The organism is Nonomuraea sp. ZG12, from assembly GCF_052068115.1.
Lineage (GTDB): Bacteria > Actinomycetota > Actinomycetes > Streptosporangiales > Streptosporangiaceae > Nonomuraea.
The window spans coordinates 237,890-254,008 of record NZ_JBQHCW010000006.1 but is presented as its reverse complement, the minus strand read 5'-3'; the positions used below and the strand labels follow the sequence as shown (position 1 = coordinate 254,008).

Genomic DNA, 16,119 nt, shown 5'->3' with positions numbered 1-16,119 from the left:
GAACCGCTAGGGCACGCTGGCCGCCAGCTTGCGGTGGGCGGCCGAGCCGACCACCTGGACCGCCTCCTTCGCCGAGGCGACGGGCGGCTTGTTGAGCAGGCCGCGGGCCTGCTTGAGGGTGAGCAGCCGGGTCACCGACTGGTCCAGCCGCCGCTCGGAGATCCGGCCCGACTTGGCCGCCGACAGCACCGCGTCGTAGGCCTTCCGCAGGTCGTACGGCATGAGCAGCAGGTCCGCGCCGGCCAGGACGGCGCGGACCGCCACCTCGCCGTCGCCGTACTTCTCGCGGACGCCCGCCATGTTGAGCGCGTCGGTCGAGATCACGCCGTCGAAGCCGAGCTCCTGTCGGAGCAGTCCGGTCAGGATCGGCTTGGACAGCGTCGCCGGGTCGCCCGACGGGTCCAGCTTGGGGAAGACGATGTGCGCGCTCATGATCGCGTCGACGCCGGCCCCGATGGCGGCCTTGAACGGCGGGGCGTCCAGCCGCTTCCACTGGGCCCGGGTGTGGTCGATCACCGGCAGCCCGGTGTGGCTGTCGACATGGGTGTCGCCGTGGCCGGGGAAGTGCTTGGCCGTGGCGGCCACCCCGGCGTCCTCGAAGCCCTTGACCGCGGCGGCGACCATCTTGGACACCTCGGCCGGCCGGTTGCCGAACGCGCGCTTGCCGATGACCGGGTTGCGCGGGTCGATGTTGACGTCGGCGACCGGCGCGAAGTCGAGGTTGACGCCGAGGGCGCGCAGTTCTTCGCCGGTGGCCCTGGCCACGGCCCGCGACACCTTGACGTCCTTGGTGGCGCCGATCCGATGGGCGCCGGGGAAGGGGGTCATCAGAGCGGACATCCTCGACACCGGGCCGTTCTCCTGGTCGGTGCTGATCAGGAGGGGGAGGCCGGCGGCCTTCTGCATGCCGTTGGTCAGCCGTACGACCTGGTCGACGCTCTTGACGTTCGCCGGGAAGAGGATCACGCCGCCGAGGTGGTAGCGGTCGATCACCTTGGCCGGGGTCTGGACGCCGTAGCGGGCCTGGTTCTCGCCTGACACGCTGTCGGCCGCCGTGCCGTACAGGACGGGCATGAACAGCTGGCCGACCTTCTCCTCCACACTCAGCTTCGCCAGCGCGCGCTTGACCGGATCCGCCTGCGTGGGGGCGGGCGCCGGGGTGGTGGGCGCAGGGCTGGACGCGGGCGGGACGGCGCTCACCGACCCGCCCCCGCCGCTGCCACTGCACGCGGCGAGAGCGATCACCAAGAGGCCCGCGGTTCCCATCCGTCCAAGCATGCCCCCCACGGTATCGATGCCAGGACATGCCCGAGCCGGTCGATGACCAAATCTTCACAGACCCAGCGGCGCCAGCCCGGGCAGATGGGCGCGGGCCGCCTCGCGGGCCAGCGCCGCCGTGGAAGCCTCCCGCGCGGCCTGCGCGGCGAGCCGGCACTGCTCCATGGTGTGCTGGGCGAGCGCCGCGCGGGTGGCGGGCAGCACGGCGGGGCTCATCGACAGCGTGGCCGCGCCGAGCCCGGCGAGCACGCAGGCCAGGGCCGGATCGGCGGCCGCCTCCCCGCAGACGCCGCACGGCTTGCCGGCCGCCCGCGCCGCCGAGACGCTCATGGCGACCAGGTCCAGCAGCGCGGGCTGCCACCGGTCCTGCAGCTCGCTCAGCGCGCCGAGCTCGCGGTCGGCGGCGAAGCAGTACTGGGCCAGGTCGTTGGTGCCGATCGAGACGAAGTCCACCTCGGCGAGCAGGTCCGGCGCCCGCAGCGCCGCCGCCGGCACCTCGATCATCACGCCCGCGCTCGGCAGGTCGGCGGCCCGGCAGGCCCGGGCGAACCACCTGGCCTCCTCCGCCGTGGCCACCATCGCGGCCATGACCTGGAGCCGGCCGGAGGCGCCCGAGGCGGCCGTGGCCAGCGCGTCGAGCTGCGTCTCCATCACCTCCGGGTGCCTGCGGAACAGGCGCACGCCGCGCTCGCCGAGCGCCGGGTTCGGCTCGGGCGCCGGGGGAGGCAGGAAGGCCAGCGGCTTGTCCGCCCCCGCGTCCAGCGTCCGCACCACGACCGGGCCGCCGGGGAAGGCGTCGAGCGCGGCCCGGTACGCCTCCTCCTGCTCCTCGGCGGACGGGGGCAGCCTTCTGCCGAGATAGAGGAACTCGGTGCGGTAGAGGCCGATGCCCTCGGCGCCTGCCTCCAGCGCGGCTTCGACGTCACCGGGGCCGCCGACGTTCGCCAGCAGCGGCACCGGGACGCCGTCACGGGTCCTGCCGGGGCCCCGGACCTGCGCGATGGCCTCCTGCCTGGCGGAGGCCACGTTCTCGGCCTGGGCCACGTCCGACTCCGTCGGCTGCGCCCGTACCTCTCCCGAGGTGCCGTCGACCAGCACCCGCACGCCCGCCTGGAGGGCGGTCGCGCCCGCGCAGGCCACCACGGCGGGCACGCCGAGCGCCCTGGCCATGATGGCCGTGTGGCTGGTGGGCCCGCCCTCCTCGGTGACGAAGGCCGCCACGGTCTCCCGGGACAGCAGCGCGGTGTCGGCGGGCGCGAGGTCGTGCGCGACCAGCACGTACGGCTCGGGGCCCGGGGCGGGCAGGCCGGGCATCACCTGACCGGTGAGCACGGCGATCACCCGGTCCCTGATGTCGTTCAGGTCGGCGGCCCGTTCGCCCAGATAGCCGCCGAGCCCGGCCAGCACCTCGCGGTACTTGCCGAACGACTCGTAGACGGCCCGTTCGGCGGCCAGGCCCTGCTCGACGCAGGACCTGATCTTCACGACCAGGCCGGGGTCCTCGGCCATCAGCGCCTGCGCCTTGAGGATCTCCCCGGCTTCGCCGCCCGCACGGTCTCCGCGCGACTCCAGCTCGCCGGCCACCTGCGCCAGCGCCGAGACCGCGCGTTCCTTCTCCTGATCGGATTCGCCCGTGTATGTGGCGCCCTCGGGGGGTTCGGGCACACGAGTCGTCAGGATGTAGGCGGGTCCGTGCCCGATGCCCGGGCTGACCCCTACCCCCCGCAGGTTCATGGCGTCGCGGCTATGCTCGCGAGCTGGTCGAGGACCTCTTCGGCGCCCTCGCCCTCAGCCTTGATGACGATGGTCTCGCCCTGGCGAACGTCCAGCGCCATGATCTGCAGGATGCTCTTGCCGTTGACGGGATCACCGCCGCCCATCTTGGCCACGCTGATCTCCATCGGCGCCTTCATGGCAGTCTGCACGAACGTGGCCGCGGGCCGGGCGTGCAACCCCACCTCCGCCGCCACGGTCGCCTTACGCTCGCCCATGAAATCTCCCTTCCTCGTGCCGGTCCAGACCGGTCATACCGTTTCACGCCCATTGGAAGAGCTCGTCACCGGCGTGCACCGTACCCAGCGCCACGCCGGTCACCGCCCCCGCCACGGCGTCAAGGGCGACCACCGGGCAGACGGGGGATCGCCCGCCGGTCTCGATCGCGGCCGGATCCCAGGCCACGACGGGCTGACCCGCGCCGACCCTGTCGCCCTCGGCCGCCAGCAGCTCGAAACCCTGGCCCTTGAGCTGGACCGTGTCGATCCCCAGATGCACCAGGACGCCCTTGCCGTCGTCTCCTACGATGACGTACGCGTGCGGATGTAGCTTCATGATTTTTCCAGCTATGGGGGCGACGGCCGTGAGCGGCCCCCGCACCGGGTCGATCGCCGTTCCCGGCCCCACCATGCCTGCCGAGAAGACGGGGTCCGGCACCGCCGCCAGACCCACGGCCGCCCCCTCGACCGGGGCGAGAACAGTCGTCATGGTCTCGCCCTCTAGCCGATGATGTCCTCGATGTCGCTGGCGATGGTGTCCGCCTCCGGCCCCACGACGACCTGCACCACGTTGCCCGCCGCCATCACGCCGTGCGCGCCCGCCGCCTTGAGCGCGGCCTGGTCGACCTTGGAGGCGTCCTCGACCTCCGTGCGCAGGCGGGTGATGCAGGGCTCGATATCGATGATGTTGTCCGCACCGCCGAGTCCGGCGATGATCGCATTCACGTCGGCCGCCATCGGGCCCTCCTCGTCATGGCTCTGCGACCAGGCTAAACGACGCTGCGTGATCAGTCGGTCTGGGTCACCTTGTTGAGCCCGCGCGGCGAGTCGGGGTCGATGCCGAGCCTCCTGGCGAGCGCCTCGGTGAGCAGCTGCGCGGGGACGATGAGCCCCATCGGCGCCACCCACTCGGGCAGGTCCGGGCCGTTGAGCGCCGCCGTGCCCGCCCGCGCCAGGGCGTCGCCGCCGCCGATAGTGAACGCCTGCGCGCCCGCCGCGACGACCCGCTCGGCCAGCGCGACCGTGCCCTGCAGCGTCGGGCTGTTCTCGGCCGCGACGAGCAGCGCCGGGGTGTCGGCGTCGACCACGGCGATCGGGCCGTGCAGCAGGTCGGCGTACGACAGGCCCATGGCGTGCAGGTAGCAGGCCTCCTTGAGCTTGAGCGCGGTCTCCAGCGCGCTGGAGAAGGCCAGCCCGCGGCCCGACACGACCACGCCGTGCTTGTCGGCCAGGCCCTCCACGACCGCCTCCAGGTCGCCCGGCTCGGCGACCAGCTTCTCCACCGCCTCCGGCACCCGGAGCAGGTCGTCCCGGTCCACCTCGGCGCCCAGCCCCAGCGCCAGGACCGCCAGCGCGGCCAGCTGCGTGGTGTACGTCTTGGTGGCGGGGACGGCCTCCTCCTCGCCCGCGACCGTGCACAGCGCCAGGTCCGCGACCTGCGCGAGCGGGCTGTCCGCGCCGCCGTTGGTGACGCCCACCGTCCTGGCCCCGCAGTCACGCGCCCAGGCCAGCGTCTCCACGATCTCTTCGGTACGGCCGGACTGGGAGATGGCGACGGCCAGGACGCCATCGAGGTCGAGCTTGCGCTTGTAGGTGGTCGCGATGGACGGCGCGGCGAGCGCCGACAGCCGTCCGGCGTGCGCTTCGACCAGGTAGCGGCCGTAGACTGCGGCGTTGTCGGACGTACCGCGTGCGATGAACAGCAGTTGGCGAGTCTGCCGGCCCAGCGCCCGCACCTCGTCGATCCGGGGAAGCAGGGAGTCCAGTGTGGCCCGCAGCGCCTGCGGCTGCTCGGCGATCTCGCTGCGCATCTTGGTCATCTGGTGCTCATCCCTTGCAGTTTGTCCGTACGGACTTGACCCTGTTTTGCGACATGTGGTCTAGTCCGGACTAGACCAGTACGAACCATAACCTATGGCCCAGGTCAGATCGAGGGGAGGATCCGTGGCGCACATCGATCCGGACAGCCCGGTGCCCAAGTACTTCCAGCTCCGCGAGATCCTGCTCGACCTCATCGACAGCGACGAACTCAGCATCGGCGCGGCCATCCCGTCCGAACGTGAGCTCTGCCAGCGCTTCGCCCTGTCCCGGATGACCGTCCGGCAGGCCGTCGACCACCTGGTGTCCGAAGGCCGGCTGCACCGGGTGCCGGGCAAGGGCACCTTCGTCGCCCGGCCCAAGATCGAGCTGGCGCTGCAGCTCACCTCCTTCACCGACGACATGCGCGCCCGCGGCATGGCACCCGGCTCGCGCGACCTCGACAGACGGACCGTGCGCGCCAGCGCCCACCTGGCCAAGGAGCTCGGCATCCAGCCGGGCGAGGAAGTGCACTTCATCGAGCGCCTGCGCACCGCCGACGGCGAGCCGCTGTCGATCGAGCGGGCGCACATCCCGGTCAAACTCGCCCCCGACCTGGCCGAGCACGACCTGTCCGGCAGGTCGCTGTACGAGCTGCTGGAGAGCCGTTACGGGCTCGTCATGGACGCGGGCGAGCTCACCATCGACGGCGGCATCGCCGACCCGAGCGACGCCGACCTGCTCAAACTCCCTCGCGGCGGAGCCGTGCTGCTGCTGCAGCGCAGATCCTTCTCCGGTGGCATCTGCGCCGAGCTCGGCGTGTCCACCTACCGCGCCGACCGCTACCAGCTGCGCACCATTCTGGAAATGCCCGCAAGACGGGGTTGAGGGCCCGACCCGGAGGAACGCCCGGTGAACGACACCACCGCCGCCCGGCCTTCGCCGTTCTCACGCCTGATGAACGTGCTCCAGCGGCTCGGCCGCTCACTCATGCTGCCCATCGCCGCCCTCCCCGCGGCCGCGCTGCTGCTCCGCTTCGGCCAGCCCGACATGCTCGGCTCCAACGGCGCCGAACCCGGCGGGCTCGCCGACGTGTCCGGCCTGGCCTGGATGAACCAGGTCGCCGAGGTGCTGGCCGCCGCCGGAGCCGCGCTGTTCGAGAACTTACCCCTGCTCTTCGCCGTGGGCGTGGCCATCGGCTTCGCCCGCAAGTCCGACGGCACCACCGCGCTCGCCGCCGTCGTCGGCTACCTGGTCTTCGACCGGGTGACCAAGGTGATGTTCTTCGGCTCGGCCATCAGGGACACGGTCGTCATCGAGGAGGCCCGGGACCAGGGCATCGTCGAGATCATCAACTACGGCATGCAGAACCCCACCAAGGTGCTCGGCGGCATCATGATGGGGCTCGTCGCCGCCCTGCTGTGGCAGCGCTTCCACCGGATCAAGCTGCCCTCCTGGCTGGCGTTCTTCGGCGGGCGCAGGTTCGTGCCCATCGTCACCGCCTTCGCGGCGCTCGTCCTCGGCGTGCTCGTCGGCTGGATCTGGCCCACGCTCGGCGAGTGGATCGGGCAGGCCGGCGAGGCCCTCACCACACTCGGCCCGCTCGGCACCGGCCTCTACGGGCTGATCAACCGGCTGCTCATCCCCCTCGGCCTGCACCACTTCGTCAACTCCATCGTCTGGCACGTCGTGCCGCAGTGCGAGGTCGGCGGCCGGGTCCTGGGCGGCGACTGGAACTGCTACTTCGGCGGCGCACCGGAGTCCGGCCAGTTCATGGCCGGGTTCTTCCCCATCATGATGTTCGCGCTGCCGGCCGCCGCCCTGGCCATGTGGCGGGCGGCGCCTGCTCACCGGCGCGCCGCCGTGGGCGGCATCATGCTGTCGGCGGCGCTGGCCTCGTTCGTCACCGGGATCACCGAGCCGATCGAGTTCGCGTTCATCTTCGTCGCGCCGGTGCTGCTGGTCGTGCACGCCGTGCTCACCGGGCTGGCCATGGCGCTCACCACGCTGATCGGCGGCCAGCTCGGCTTCGGCTTCTCCGCGGGCCTGCTCGACATGCTGCTCAACGCCAGCAAGTCCAACACCCAGAACCTCCCCGGCATCCTGCTCATCGGCCTGATCTACGGGGCCGTCTACTACGTGGTGTTCAGCTTCCTGATCCGTAGGATGAACATCATGACCCCCGGCCGCGAGCCCGAAGCCGACGTGGACTCCGGCGAGCCGCGCGCCCCGTAGCCCGTTCACGGACTTCCGGCGAGCCACGCGGACTCCGGCCCGTTTTCCGCCGGTCCGGCCGTGGTAGGAACCGACCGACCCCCGTGAGCTGCGGGGGGTTTCATGACCAGCACGGGCGCTTCGGCCTTCGCGGTGCTGCAGCGCGTCGGCCGCTCGCTCATGATGCCCATCGCCGTCCTGCCCGCGGCCGGGCTGCTGTTCCGCTTCGGCCAGCCCGACATGCTCGGCGCGGACGGGCTCGGCGGTCTGTGGCCGTGGCTGCTGCCGGTCGCCCAGGTGCTGGCCGCGGCGGGTGGCGCCCTCTTCGACAACCTGCCGATCCTGTTCGCCATCGGCGTCGCGATCGGCTTCGCCCGCAAGGCCGACGGCTCCACGGCCCTGGCCGCCCTGACCGGCTACCTCGTCTTCGACCGCGTCACCAAGACCCTGTTCTTCGAGGCGGGCGGCGGCGCCGTCTACGACCGGGTGGCCCTGGCCACCGAGGACGGCGCCACCCTGAACCTGGGCGCGCAGAACCCCACCGGCGTCCTCGGCGGCATCCTCATCGGAATCACCGCCGCGCTGCTCTGGGAGCGCTTCTACCGCGTCAAGCTGCCGTCCTGGCTGGCCTTCTTCGGCGGCCGCCGCTTCGTGCCGATCATCACCGCCGTCGCCGCCCTGCTGCTCGGCGTCCTGTTCGGGCTGCTGTGGCGGCCCGTCGCCGACTGGCTGGCCAGCGCAGGCGACTGGCTGTCGGTCCACGGCACCGTGGGCGCGGGCATCTACGGCGTGGCCAACCGGCTGCTCATCCCCATCGGCCTGCACCACGTGCTCAACACCATCGTCTGGTTCACCCTCCCCGAGTGCCGCGCCGGGGTGGAGGGCGCCATCAGGGACGCCTCCGGGGACCTGAACTGCTACTTCGCCGGGGAGCAGGGCGCCGGCATCTTCATGACCGGGTTCTTCCCTGTGATGATGTTCGGGCTGCTCGGGGCCGCCGTCGCCATGTGGCGGGCCGCCCCGCCGAACCGCCGCACTGCGGTCGGCGGCATCATGCTGTCGGCCGGGCTCACCTCGTTCGTCACCGGCATCACCGAGCCGCTGGAGTTCGCGTTCATCTTCGTCGCCCCGGTCCTGTTCGCCGTGCACGCGGTCCTCACGGGGGTGTCGATGGCTCTCATGGCCGAACTCGGCGCCCGCCTCGGCTTCACCTTCTCCGGCGGCGCCATCGACCTGCTCATCAACGCGGGCAAGTCCAACACGCACCGCCTGGATCTGATCATCATCACCGGGCTGGTCTACGCGGTGCTGTACTACGTCATCTTCGCCTTCCTGATCCGCCGCCTCGACCTGACCACGCCCGGCCGCGAACCCCAAGAGACCTGACCACTGTCCCCATTCTCGCCGGACCGAAAATATTTGGGGCCGTGACCTGTGCGAACGCCTTCCGCCCGGAACGGCGCACGACCACGTCCCGGCCGCTCCAACTCGTGGTGATCTTCTACGCCAGGAGCCGCAAACCAGGGCGGCTTCCGACGGAAGTTGGCGGCCGACGTATCTGGGGCCAGGACCGGAAACTCCTTGTACTGATCCCGCATCCCCCGTGACATCTGGAGGACCACCAATGTCATCGTCGCTTCCCCGCATCGGCCTCACCCCCGTCCCCGCCTCGCCGTACGACGGCAGAGCGCCTGAGGTCGACGGATCACTGGCACTGGATCCACGGCCCCTGGTGTGGGGGCCGCCCGGCGCCGTGCCCGACGAACGCAAGCTGCGCCACCTCGGGCAGGCGCTGGCCGAGGTGCTCGCCGGCAGGCGGCCACCCGAGACCGTCGCCGACCGGCTCACCGAGCGGGCCTACCGGGAGCTGGTGAAAGCGGGCCGGATGATCGACAGTCGCCGCCCGCCGTTCGCCGGCGCCCCGCACATCAAGGAGCCCCGCGACGGGGCCATCGAGATGTGCCTGCTGGTGCACTGCGACCCACGCAGCCACGTGCTGGCGATCCGCCTCGAACGACGCGGCGTCCAATGGCTCTGCACGGACTTCGAAACCGCCTGAGCACTCCGGGGAACTTCACCGCGCCGTAAAAGATCCGTCCCTGGCCGTACCGTATGAATCCTTCTTTTGTTTTTGATCATAAAAAGCTGATCAAAAACACACGACGGCCCCGCTCCGAGCGGAGCGGGGGCCGTAATGAATGCGATCAAGCGGCGTTCTTCGGGTCGCCGTGGCAGCGCTTGTACTTCTTGCCCGAGCCACAAGGACACGGCGCGTTGCGCTCGACATTGCCGTAGGCGGCGCGCTGGGCCGAGTTGCTGACCCTGGTGTGCTCGACGTCGCCCTGCTCGCCCGGCGCGGTGTACTCGAGCTCGGCCGGACGCTCGGGGCCACGCAGGCCGCGGGCAATGATGGAGCGGGTCTCCGACATCATCGGATCCTCCGCCTCTTCGACGATCGGGTTCTGCTGAACCTCGACCTCGAGGTTGAACAGGAAGCCGACCGAGTCCTCCTTGATGCCCTCGAGCATCGCGGCGAACATCTCGAAGCCCTCACGCTGGTATTCGATCTGCGGGTCCTTCTGCGCGTAGGCCCGCATGCCGATGCCCTCGCGCAGATAGTCCATCTCGTAGAGGTGCTCGCGCCACTTACGGTCGAGAACCGACAGGATGACCCGGCGCTCCAGGTCGCGGGTCGCGTCGGCGCCCCACTCCTCCTCACGCTTGGCGTAGGCCTCCAGCGCGTCCTGCTTGACCCGCTCGGTGATGATCTCGGAGCTGAGGTTCTCCCGGCCGCCGACCTCCTCGACGAGGTCCTCCAGCCGGACCGTGATCGGGTAGAGCCCGGCGAAGGCCTTCCACAGCTTCTCCAGGTCCCACTCCTCGGCGAAGCCCTCGGACGTGGCGCCCGCGACGTAGCCGACGATGACCTCACCGATGAAGCCCTGCACCTGCTCGTGCAGGTCGGCGCCCTCCAGCACCCGCAGACGCTCGGCGTAGATCACCTTGCGCTGGCGGTTCATCACCTCGTCGTACTTGAGAACTTCCTTGCGGATCTCGAAGTTCTGTACCTCGACCTGGTGCTGGGCGGAGGCGATGGCCTTGGAGACGATGCCCGACTCGATGGGCTGGTCGTCGGGGATGCTGAGCCGCGTCATGATCATCTCGACCCTGGCCGAGTTGAACAGGCGCATCAGGTCGTCGCCGAGCGAGAGGTAGAAGCGCGACTCGCCCGGGTCGCCCTGACGGCCGGAACGGCCGCGGAGCTGGTTGTCGATGCGGCGGGACTCGTGGCGCTCGGTGCCGAGGACGTAGAGGCCGCCGATCTCGGTGACCTCGTCGTGCTCGTTCTTGACCGCGGCCTTGGCCTTTTCCAGAGCCTCGGGCCAGGCCTTCTCGTACTCCTCCGGAGTCTCGAGCGGGTCCAGGCCGCGCTGGCGCAGCTCGTGGTCGGCGCGGAACTCGACGTTGCCGCCCAGCATGATGTCGGTGCCACGACCGGCCATGTTGGTGGCGACGGTGACGGCGCCCTTACGGCCCGCCTCGGCGACGATCGAAGCCTCACGCGCGTTGTTCTTGGCGTTGAGCACCTCGTGCGGGACGCCCCGGCGCTTGAGCGCCTTGGACAGCCGCTCCGACTTCTCGACCGAGGTGGTGCCGACGAGGACCGGCTGGCCGAGCTCGTGGCGCTGCTTGATGTCGTCGACCACCGCGTTGAACTTGGCGTCCTCCGTCTTGTACACGACGTCGGCCTGGTCCTTGCGGACCATCGGGCGGTTGGTCGGGATCGGCACCACACCGAGCTTGTACGTCTGCTGGAACTCGGCGGCCTCGGTGACGGCCGTACCGGTCATGCCGGACAGCTTCTCGTAGAGGCGGAAGTAGTTCTGCAGGGTGATCGTGGCGAGAGTCTGGTTCTCGTCCTTGATCTTCACGCCCTCTTTGGCCTCGATGGCCTGGTGCATGCCCTCGTTGTAGCGCCTGCCGTGCAGGATGCGGCCGGTGAACTCGTCGACGATGAGGACCTCGCCCTCGGTGACGATGTAGTCCTTGTCCTTCTTGAACAGCTCCTTGGCCTTGAGAGCGTTGTTGAGGAAGCCGACCAGGTGGGTGTGCTCCGGCTTGTAGAGGTTGTCGATGCCGAGCCAGTCCTCGACCTTCTCGACGCCGGTCTCCAGGATGCCGACGGTGCGCTTCTTCTCGTCGACGATGTAGTCGCCGGTGCTCTCCTCGCCGGGGTTCTTCGCCTCGACGCCCCTGCGGAGGCGGGGGACGATCTTGGCGAACTCTTGGTACCACTTGCCGGACTGCTCGCCGGGGCCGGAGATGATCAGCGGCGTGCGGGCCTCGTCGATGAGGATGGAGTCGACCTCGTCGACGATCGCGAAGTTGTGGCCGCGCTGCACGCACTCGTCGAGCGTCCAGGCCATGTTGTCGCGGAGGTAGTCGAAGCCGAACTCGTTGTTGGTGCCGTACGTGATGTCGGCTTCGTACTGCTTGCGCCGCTCGTCGGGCTGCTGGCCCGACAGGATCATGCCGACTTCCAGGCCGAGGAAGCGGTAGATGCGGCCCATGTTCTCGGCGCCTACCTTGACCAGGTAGTCGTTGACGGTGATGACGTGCACGCCCTTGCCGGCCAGCGCGTTGAGATAGGCGGGGAGCGTACAGGTCAGGGTCTTGCCCTCACCGGTCTTCATCTCGGAGATGTTGCCCATGTGAAGGTTGGCGCCGCCCATGATCTGCACGTCGAAGTGCCGCTGGCCGAGCACGCGGCGGGCCGCCTCGCGCACGGTCGCGAACGCCTCGGGAAGCAGATCGTCGAGCGACTCACCATCGGCGAGACGCTGCTTGAATTCGTCCGTCAGGGCGCGCAACTCCGCGTCGGACAGGCTCGTGAAGTCGTCCTCAATGGAGTTGACCTGGTCTGCGATCCGCTTGAGCTTGCGCAGGATCTTGCCCTCGCCGGCACGTAGGATCTTGTCGAGAATGGCTGCCACTTTATGTAAAGCTCCTCGCAGGTCTACCCCGGCGGCGCCGCCAGGAGGAGAGGCCGAGACAAAACTTCCCCGCATGCCATCGTAGGCGGTTCTGCAGCCAGACACAGCCACCGTGACGACAAGGGCGTGGGACGCGTCTGGGAGAATGGCTAAAGGCAGAGGTTATGCCAGTTGACAGCCGGTTCGCACCGATAAGCGGAATCTCCGGCGAAGGGAAGGATTTGCCATGGTTGAGGGGCAGAAGACGGAACAGACCGAGCATCTCGGCAGCCACGGCGGCCGCGCGTCTTCGTGGCTCGCGGTGACGGTGATGCTGGTCGGGACCGTCGTCGGCGGCTTCGGGCTCACCGCCGCCAACTGGACCGTCGTCTGGATCGGCGTCGGTCTCTTCGTGGTGGGAGGGATCCTCGCCCTGGTGTTCGACATCTTCACGGACGTCGTCATCGACGCGCCCCGCGTGGGCATGCGCGCCGAAGACCACCGCTGACCTGACAGGCGGCCCAGGTCGGGGCAGCCCCCGAGCCGCCCCGGCCACCCCGCCTCACCGGACGCGTCCCGCGCAGCGCCGCCGACCGTCCCAGCACGCGTCCTGGAGTCGAGAGACACCCTCCGGCGTGCGTCTGCTTCCTGCCAGGTCAGGGTCGAACTGCCGGGTAGCGCGGCGCTCGCCGGCACCGATGCCCTGTTCTTGTCGGTCCCGTTCTTGTCGGTCCGTTCCGGCCGGTCCCGTTCTTGTCGGTGCCCGCCGTTAGCATTCCGGCATGCTTCGCCGTACCGAGTCCCTGACCGACCTGACAGCCGACGAGGCGCGCAGGGTCATCCTGCGCGCCCAAGGGTTCGTCGGCGCGGACGCGCGCCGGGGCGGCGTGCGCGCGATGCTCCGCAGGCTGGGCGCGGTGCAGCTCGACACCATCTCGGTGCTGGCCCGCTCCCACGAACTGGTCGCCTACGCCCGCCTCGGCGCGGTGGGCAGGCCCACCATCGAGCGGGCCTATTGGGACGCCCCCGCCCAGAGCTTCGAATACTGGTGCCACGCCGCCTGCATCCTGCCGATCGAGCACTGGCCCCTCTACGCGTTCAGGCGGCGCGCCTACCGCGAGCGCCGCTTCCGCTGGCACGAGGTGCCCGACAGCGTCGACAAGCTGCTGGAGCAGGTCCGCGACGCCGGCCCGCTCACCACCTCCGACGTCGGCGGCGCCAAGAACGGCGGCCCCTGGTGGGACTGGTCGGACTCCAAGATCGGCCTGGAGTGGCTGCTCGACATCGGGGAGGTGGTCTGCTCCCGCCGCGTCGGCTGGCGCCGGACCTACGATCTGGCCGAGCGCGTGGTCCCCGCCGACCTCCTGGCACAGGACCTCTCCGACGAGGAGTGCATCGTACGGCTGGCCGCCATCGCGGGCCGTTCGCTGGGCGTGGCCACCAGGTCCGACCTGATCGACTTCCTCCGGCTCCGTGGCGGCTCCACCGCCGTCCTCGACGAGGCCCTCCTCAGCGGGGCCACCGGCCTGGTCCCGGTCCAGGTCTCGGGCTGGCCCATCCCCCGGGGCGCGACCGCCGCCAACGCGTGGGCCGACCCCGCGGCGCTGGAGTCGGAGCCGCGCGGACGCCACCGCACGACGCTGGTCTCGCCGTTCGACTCGCTGATCTGGCACCGCGGCCGCACCGAGCGCGTCTTCGGCTTCAACTACCAGCTTGAGCTGTACGTCCCCAAGCACAAGCGGGTGCACGGCTACTTCACCATGCCGGTGCTGGCCGGTGGCCGCCTGATCGGCCGCATCGACCCGGCCCGCGAAGGCACCACCCTGGTGGCCAGACAGCTCAGCCTGGAGCCAGGCTTAACGAGCGCCAAGTGGGTGGACGCGCTGCGCGAGGCCCTGTGGAGCGCCGCCGAGTGGGTCGGCTGCGACATCGTCCGAGTCGAACGCACCGACCCACCGGAGCTCGCGAAACTCCTGACCGGCCCGGCCGCCTGAGCCCACTCCGTCCCAGACGTCGGCCCCGATCGCACCAGCGGCCTGGCGATGCCGCCCCCACCGTCGGGCAACCGCTGGAGACCCAAGCCAGGAGCAACGACGGCACGCGGAAACCCACCCTTTCGCGCCACGCGCGAAGCGGGCACGGCACGCGTCAGATGAGATCGGGGATCTGGGTCAGCGCTTGCTGGCCGCGCTGGCCGTTGCGGGGGTCGGCGGTATCTCCATGGGAGGTGGCTCCAGCGGCCGAGACCGGTGCCGCCGCGCTCGTGGAGAGCGGCAGCTCCGGCATCGGCTCAGGTGATCTCCAGCATGCGTTCGCGTACGGCGTAGACGACGGCTTCCATCCGCGAGTGCAGCTGCAGCTTGTCCAGGATGTTGCGGACGTGGTTCTTGACGGTGTTCTCGGAGATGAACAGCTGCTTGGCGATCTCGCGGTTGTTCATGCCCTTGGCCACCAGACGCAGGACCTCCATCTCGCGCTCCGTCAGGCGCGGGACCGGCAATTGCGGGGGACGTTCGCTCTCTTTCCGGCTCATGTTGGCGAACTCGCTGATGAGCTTGGCCGCCATGGCCGGGTTGATTAACGACTGTCCTTCGTGCACGCCACGAACCGCCGCCGGGACGTCGTTGATCTGCACGTCCTTGAGCAGATAGCCGGTGGCGCCGGCCTTGATGGCCTCGAAGAGGTCCTCCTCCTCGTCACTCACCGTCAGCATGATGATCCTGGTGCTGGGCACCGACGCCTTGATGCCCTTGGTCGCCTCGATGCCGTCCTGCCTGGGCATCCGCACGTCCATCAGTGCCACGTCGGGCATGAGGCGGTCGGCCAGTTCGACCGCCTCCTGCCCGTCGCTCGCTTCACCGACCACTTCGATGTCGGGCTCTGCGGCCAACGCCAGCGCCAGGCTCCGCCTGATCAGCTCGTGATCGTCAACGATCATCACGCGGATCGGCTCGCCACCTGGCGGGCGCGCGTCGACGGACTCCGTCACGAAGCCTCCCTGATCCACCTCGCGACAGCTGTGTCCTCGCTTCGCTCGCTCACCTTCGCCTGACTGAGCTCGCTCACGTCTCCTCCTCGTCGGGGGGCCAGAGCCGTTGAACCGCCATGATGGCACGTATGCCACGGTCCTCGGGTGGTCGAGAAGATCTTTATGGCGGATGATTAGGGCTCTACGAGCCGCAATACGCCATAGTTATAGCCGCGCCGGTTGTAGACCACACATGGCTGGCCGCTCTCCTTGTCACGGAACAGGTAGAAGTCGTGGCCGACCAGCTCCATCTCGAGGAGGGCCTGGTCGATGGTCATGGGTTCCGCTCGGTGATACTTCTCCCGGACGATGAGCGGGCCGTCGCCCTCCATCTCGATGGGAACGATGTCGTCGTCGTAGGGCTCGGTGTCCGGCAGCTCGTCCTCTTCGGGCTCTGCCTGCGAGGGGGCGACGGTGGCCGGCTGCGGGGGCGGGGCCTCGGCCAGGTCGGGCATCGCGGTGATCTCTGCCATGGACGGCTGACCGTGGTTGCCGTGGTGGACCTTGCGCCGGTCGGCGAGCCTGCGCAGGCGCCCTTCCAGCTTGTCGAGGGCAAGGTCGAGGGCACCGAACCGGTCGTCGGCGGAGGCCTCCGCACGGATGGCGGGTCCTCGAGAGTGAATGGTGAGCTCGACGCGCTCACGCTGGTCGGCGAGGCGCGGGTTACGCTCCTTCGACACCTCCACATCGACTCGGATGAGTTTGTTGTCCAGACGCTCGATCCTGGCCAGCTTGGTCGTCACGTGGTCTCGGAACCGATCACTAACTCCGGTGTGCCGGCCCTTGACGATGATGTCCATGCAACAGCCCCCCTTCGTCTAACGACTGAGAAAGAGCG

The 16,119-nt window shown here is 69.6% G+C and carries 16 protein-coding genes; 6 read left to right on the top strand and 10 right to left on the bottom strand.

Translation table 11 applies throughout. The features are described from left to right. Nucleotides 1-6 precede the first annotated feature (6 nt). The 6 genes from nagZ to ACTMTF_RS19755 all read right to left on the bottom strand — a co-directional run bounded on the left by nagZ (nt 7) and on the right by ACTMTF_RS19755 (nt 5,080). Nucleotides 7-1,266 (bottom strand): beta-N-acetylhexosaminidase, encoded by a 1,260-nt coding sequence (gene nagZ / locus ACTMTF_RS19780; RefSeq protein ID WP_441111992.1) that lies wholly within the window; start codon nt 1,264-1,266, stop codon nt 7-9. A 66-nt stretch (nt 1,267-1,332) separates the two neighbouring features. Further along, nucleotides 1,333-3,012 carry a phosphoenolpyruvate--protein phosphotransferase gene (gene ptsP, locus ACTMTF_RS19775; RefSeq protein ID WP_441111991.1) on the bottom strand — a complete coding sequence of 560 codons (1,680 nt, stop codon included), beginning with the start codon at nt 3,010-3,012 and terminating at the stop codon, nt 1,333-1,335. After that, nucleotides 3,009-3,269, bottom strand: a complete 261-nt coding sequence (locus tag ACTMTF_RS19770; protein ID WP_397008554.1) for an HPr family phosphocarrier protein — start codon at nt 3,267-3,269, stop codon at nt 3,009-3,011. Before ACTMTF_RS19770 ends, ptsP begins: the two co-directional genes overlap by 4 nt. 43 nt (nt 3,270-3,312) lie before the next feature. Beyond that, a complete protein-coding gene (locus ACTMTF_RS19765; RefSeq protein ID WP_397008552.1) occupies nt 3,313-3,759 on the bottom strand; it encodes a PTS glucose transporter subunit IIA in 447 nt (148 codons plus the stop codon). Between the two features lie 11 nt (nt 3,760-3,770). Continuing rightward, the gene (locus tag ACTMTF_RS19760) at nt 3,771-4,007 is read right to left on the bottom strand and encodes a glucose PTS transporter subunit EIIB (RefSeq protein ID WP_441111990.1); all 237 of its coding nucleotides are present in this window, start codon (nt 4,005-4,007) and stop codon (nt 3,771-3,773) included. A 50-nt stretch (nt 4,008-4,057) separates the two neighbouring features. Next, nucleotides 4,058-5,080 carry an SIS domain-containing protein gene (locus ACTMTF_RS19755; protein ID WP_397008841.1) on the bottom strand — a complete coding sequence of 341 codons (1,023 nt, stop codon included), beginning with the start codon at nt 5,078-5,080 and terminating at the stop codon, nt 4,058-4,060. A 133-nt stretch (nt 5,081-5,213) separates the two neighbouring features. Here ACTMTF_RS19755 and ACTMTF_RS19750 point away from each other — a divergent pair, with 133 nt between their 5' ends. From ACTMTF_RS19750 to ACTMTF_RS19735, 4 genes are all read left to right on the top strand, one after another. Further along, nucleotides 5,214-5,954, top strand: a complete 741-nt coding sequence (locus ACTMTF_RS19750; RefSeq protein ID WP_397008548.1) for a GntR family transcriptional regulator — start codon at nt 5,214-5,216, stop codon at nt 5,952-5,954. A gap of 24 nt (nt 5,955-5,978) precedes the next feature. Then, nucleotides 5,979-7,301: a PTS transporter subunit EIIC gene (locus ACTMTF_RS19745; protein ID WP_441111989.1), complete on the top strand. Its 1,323-nt coding sequence runs from the start codon at nt 5,979-5,981 to the stop codon at nt 7,299-7,301. A 102-nt stretch (nt 7,302-7,403) separates the two neighbouring features. Beyond that, the gene (locus tag ACTMTF_RS19740) at nt 7,404-8,666 is read left to right on the top strand and encodes a PTS transporter subunit EIIC (RefSeq protein WP_441111988.1); all 1,263 of its coding nucleotides are present in this window, start codon (nt 7,404-7,406) and stop codon (nt 8,664-8,666) included. 238 nt (nt 8,667-8,904) lie between these two features. Then, nucleotides 8,905-9,339, top strand: coding sequence for an Rv3235 family protein (locus ACTMTF_RS19735; RefSeq protein WP_441111987.1), 435 nt, complete (start codon nt 8,905-8,907; stop codon nt 9,337-9,339). A gap of 145 nt (nt 9,340-9,484) precedes the next feature. On the opposite strand, the gene secA is transcribed toward ACTMTF_RS19735, so the two are convergent. Beyond that, the gene (gene secA, locus ACTMTF_RS19730) at nt 9,485-12,274 is read right to left on the bottom strand and encodes a preprotein translocase subunit SecA (RefSeq protein WP_441111986.1); all 2,790 of its coding nucleotides are present in this window, start codon (nt 12,272-12,274) and stop codon (nt 9,485-9,487) included. 226 nt (nt 12,275-12,500) lie between these two features. Here secA and ACTMTF_RS19725 point away from each other — a divergent pair, with 226 nt between their 5' ends. Beyond that, nucleotides 12,501-12,761 carry an HGxxPAAW family protein gene (locus ACTMTF_RS19725; protein ID WP_397008538.1) on the top strand — a complete coding sequence of 87 codons (261 nt, stop codon included), beginning with the start codon at nt 12,501-12,503 and terminating at the stop codon, nt 12,759-12,761. A gap of 274 nt (nt 12,762-13,035) precedes the next feature. Continuing rightward, nucleotides 13,036-14,247, top strand: coding sequence for a winged helix-turn-helix domain-containing protein (locus ACTMTF_RS19720; protein WP_441111985.1), 1,212 nt, complete (start codon nt 13,036-13,038; stop codon nt 14,245-14,247). Between the two features lie 154 nt (nt 14,248-14,401). Here the strand turns inward: ACTMTF_RS19720 and ACTMTF_RS19715 are convergent, their stop codons facing one another. From ACTMTF_RS19715 to hpf, 3 genes are all read right to left on the bottom strand, one after another. Beyond that, nucleotides 14,402-14,539 carry a hypothetical protein gene (locus tag ACTMTF_RS19715; protein WP_441111984.1) on the bottom strand — a complete coding sequence of 46 codons (138 nt, stop codon included), beginning with the start codon at nt 14,537-14,539 and terminating at the stop codon, nt 14,402-14,404. Between the two features lie 4 nt (nt 14,540-14,543). Then, the gene (locus ACTMTF_RS19710) at nt 14,544-15,191 is read right to left on the bottom strand and encodes a response regulator (RefSeq protein WP_225276997.1); all 648 of its coding nucleotides are present in this window, start codon (nt 15,189-15,191) and stop codon (nt 14,544-14,546) included. A gap of 224 nt (nt 15,192-15,415) precedes the next feature. Continuing rightward, nucleotides 15,416-16,081 (bottom strand): ribosome hibernation-promoting factor, HPF/YfiA family, encoded by a 666-nt coding sequence (gene hpf, locus ACTMTF_RS19705; protein ID WP_397008534.1) that lies wholly within the window; start codon nt 16,079-16,081, stop codon nt 15,416-15,418. Nucleotides 16,082-16,119 lie beyond the last annotated feature (38 nt).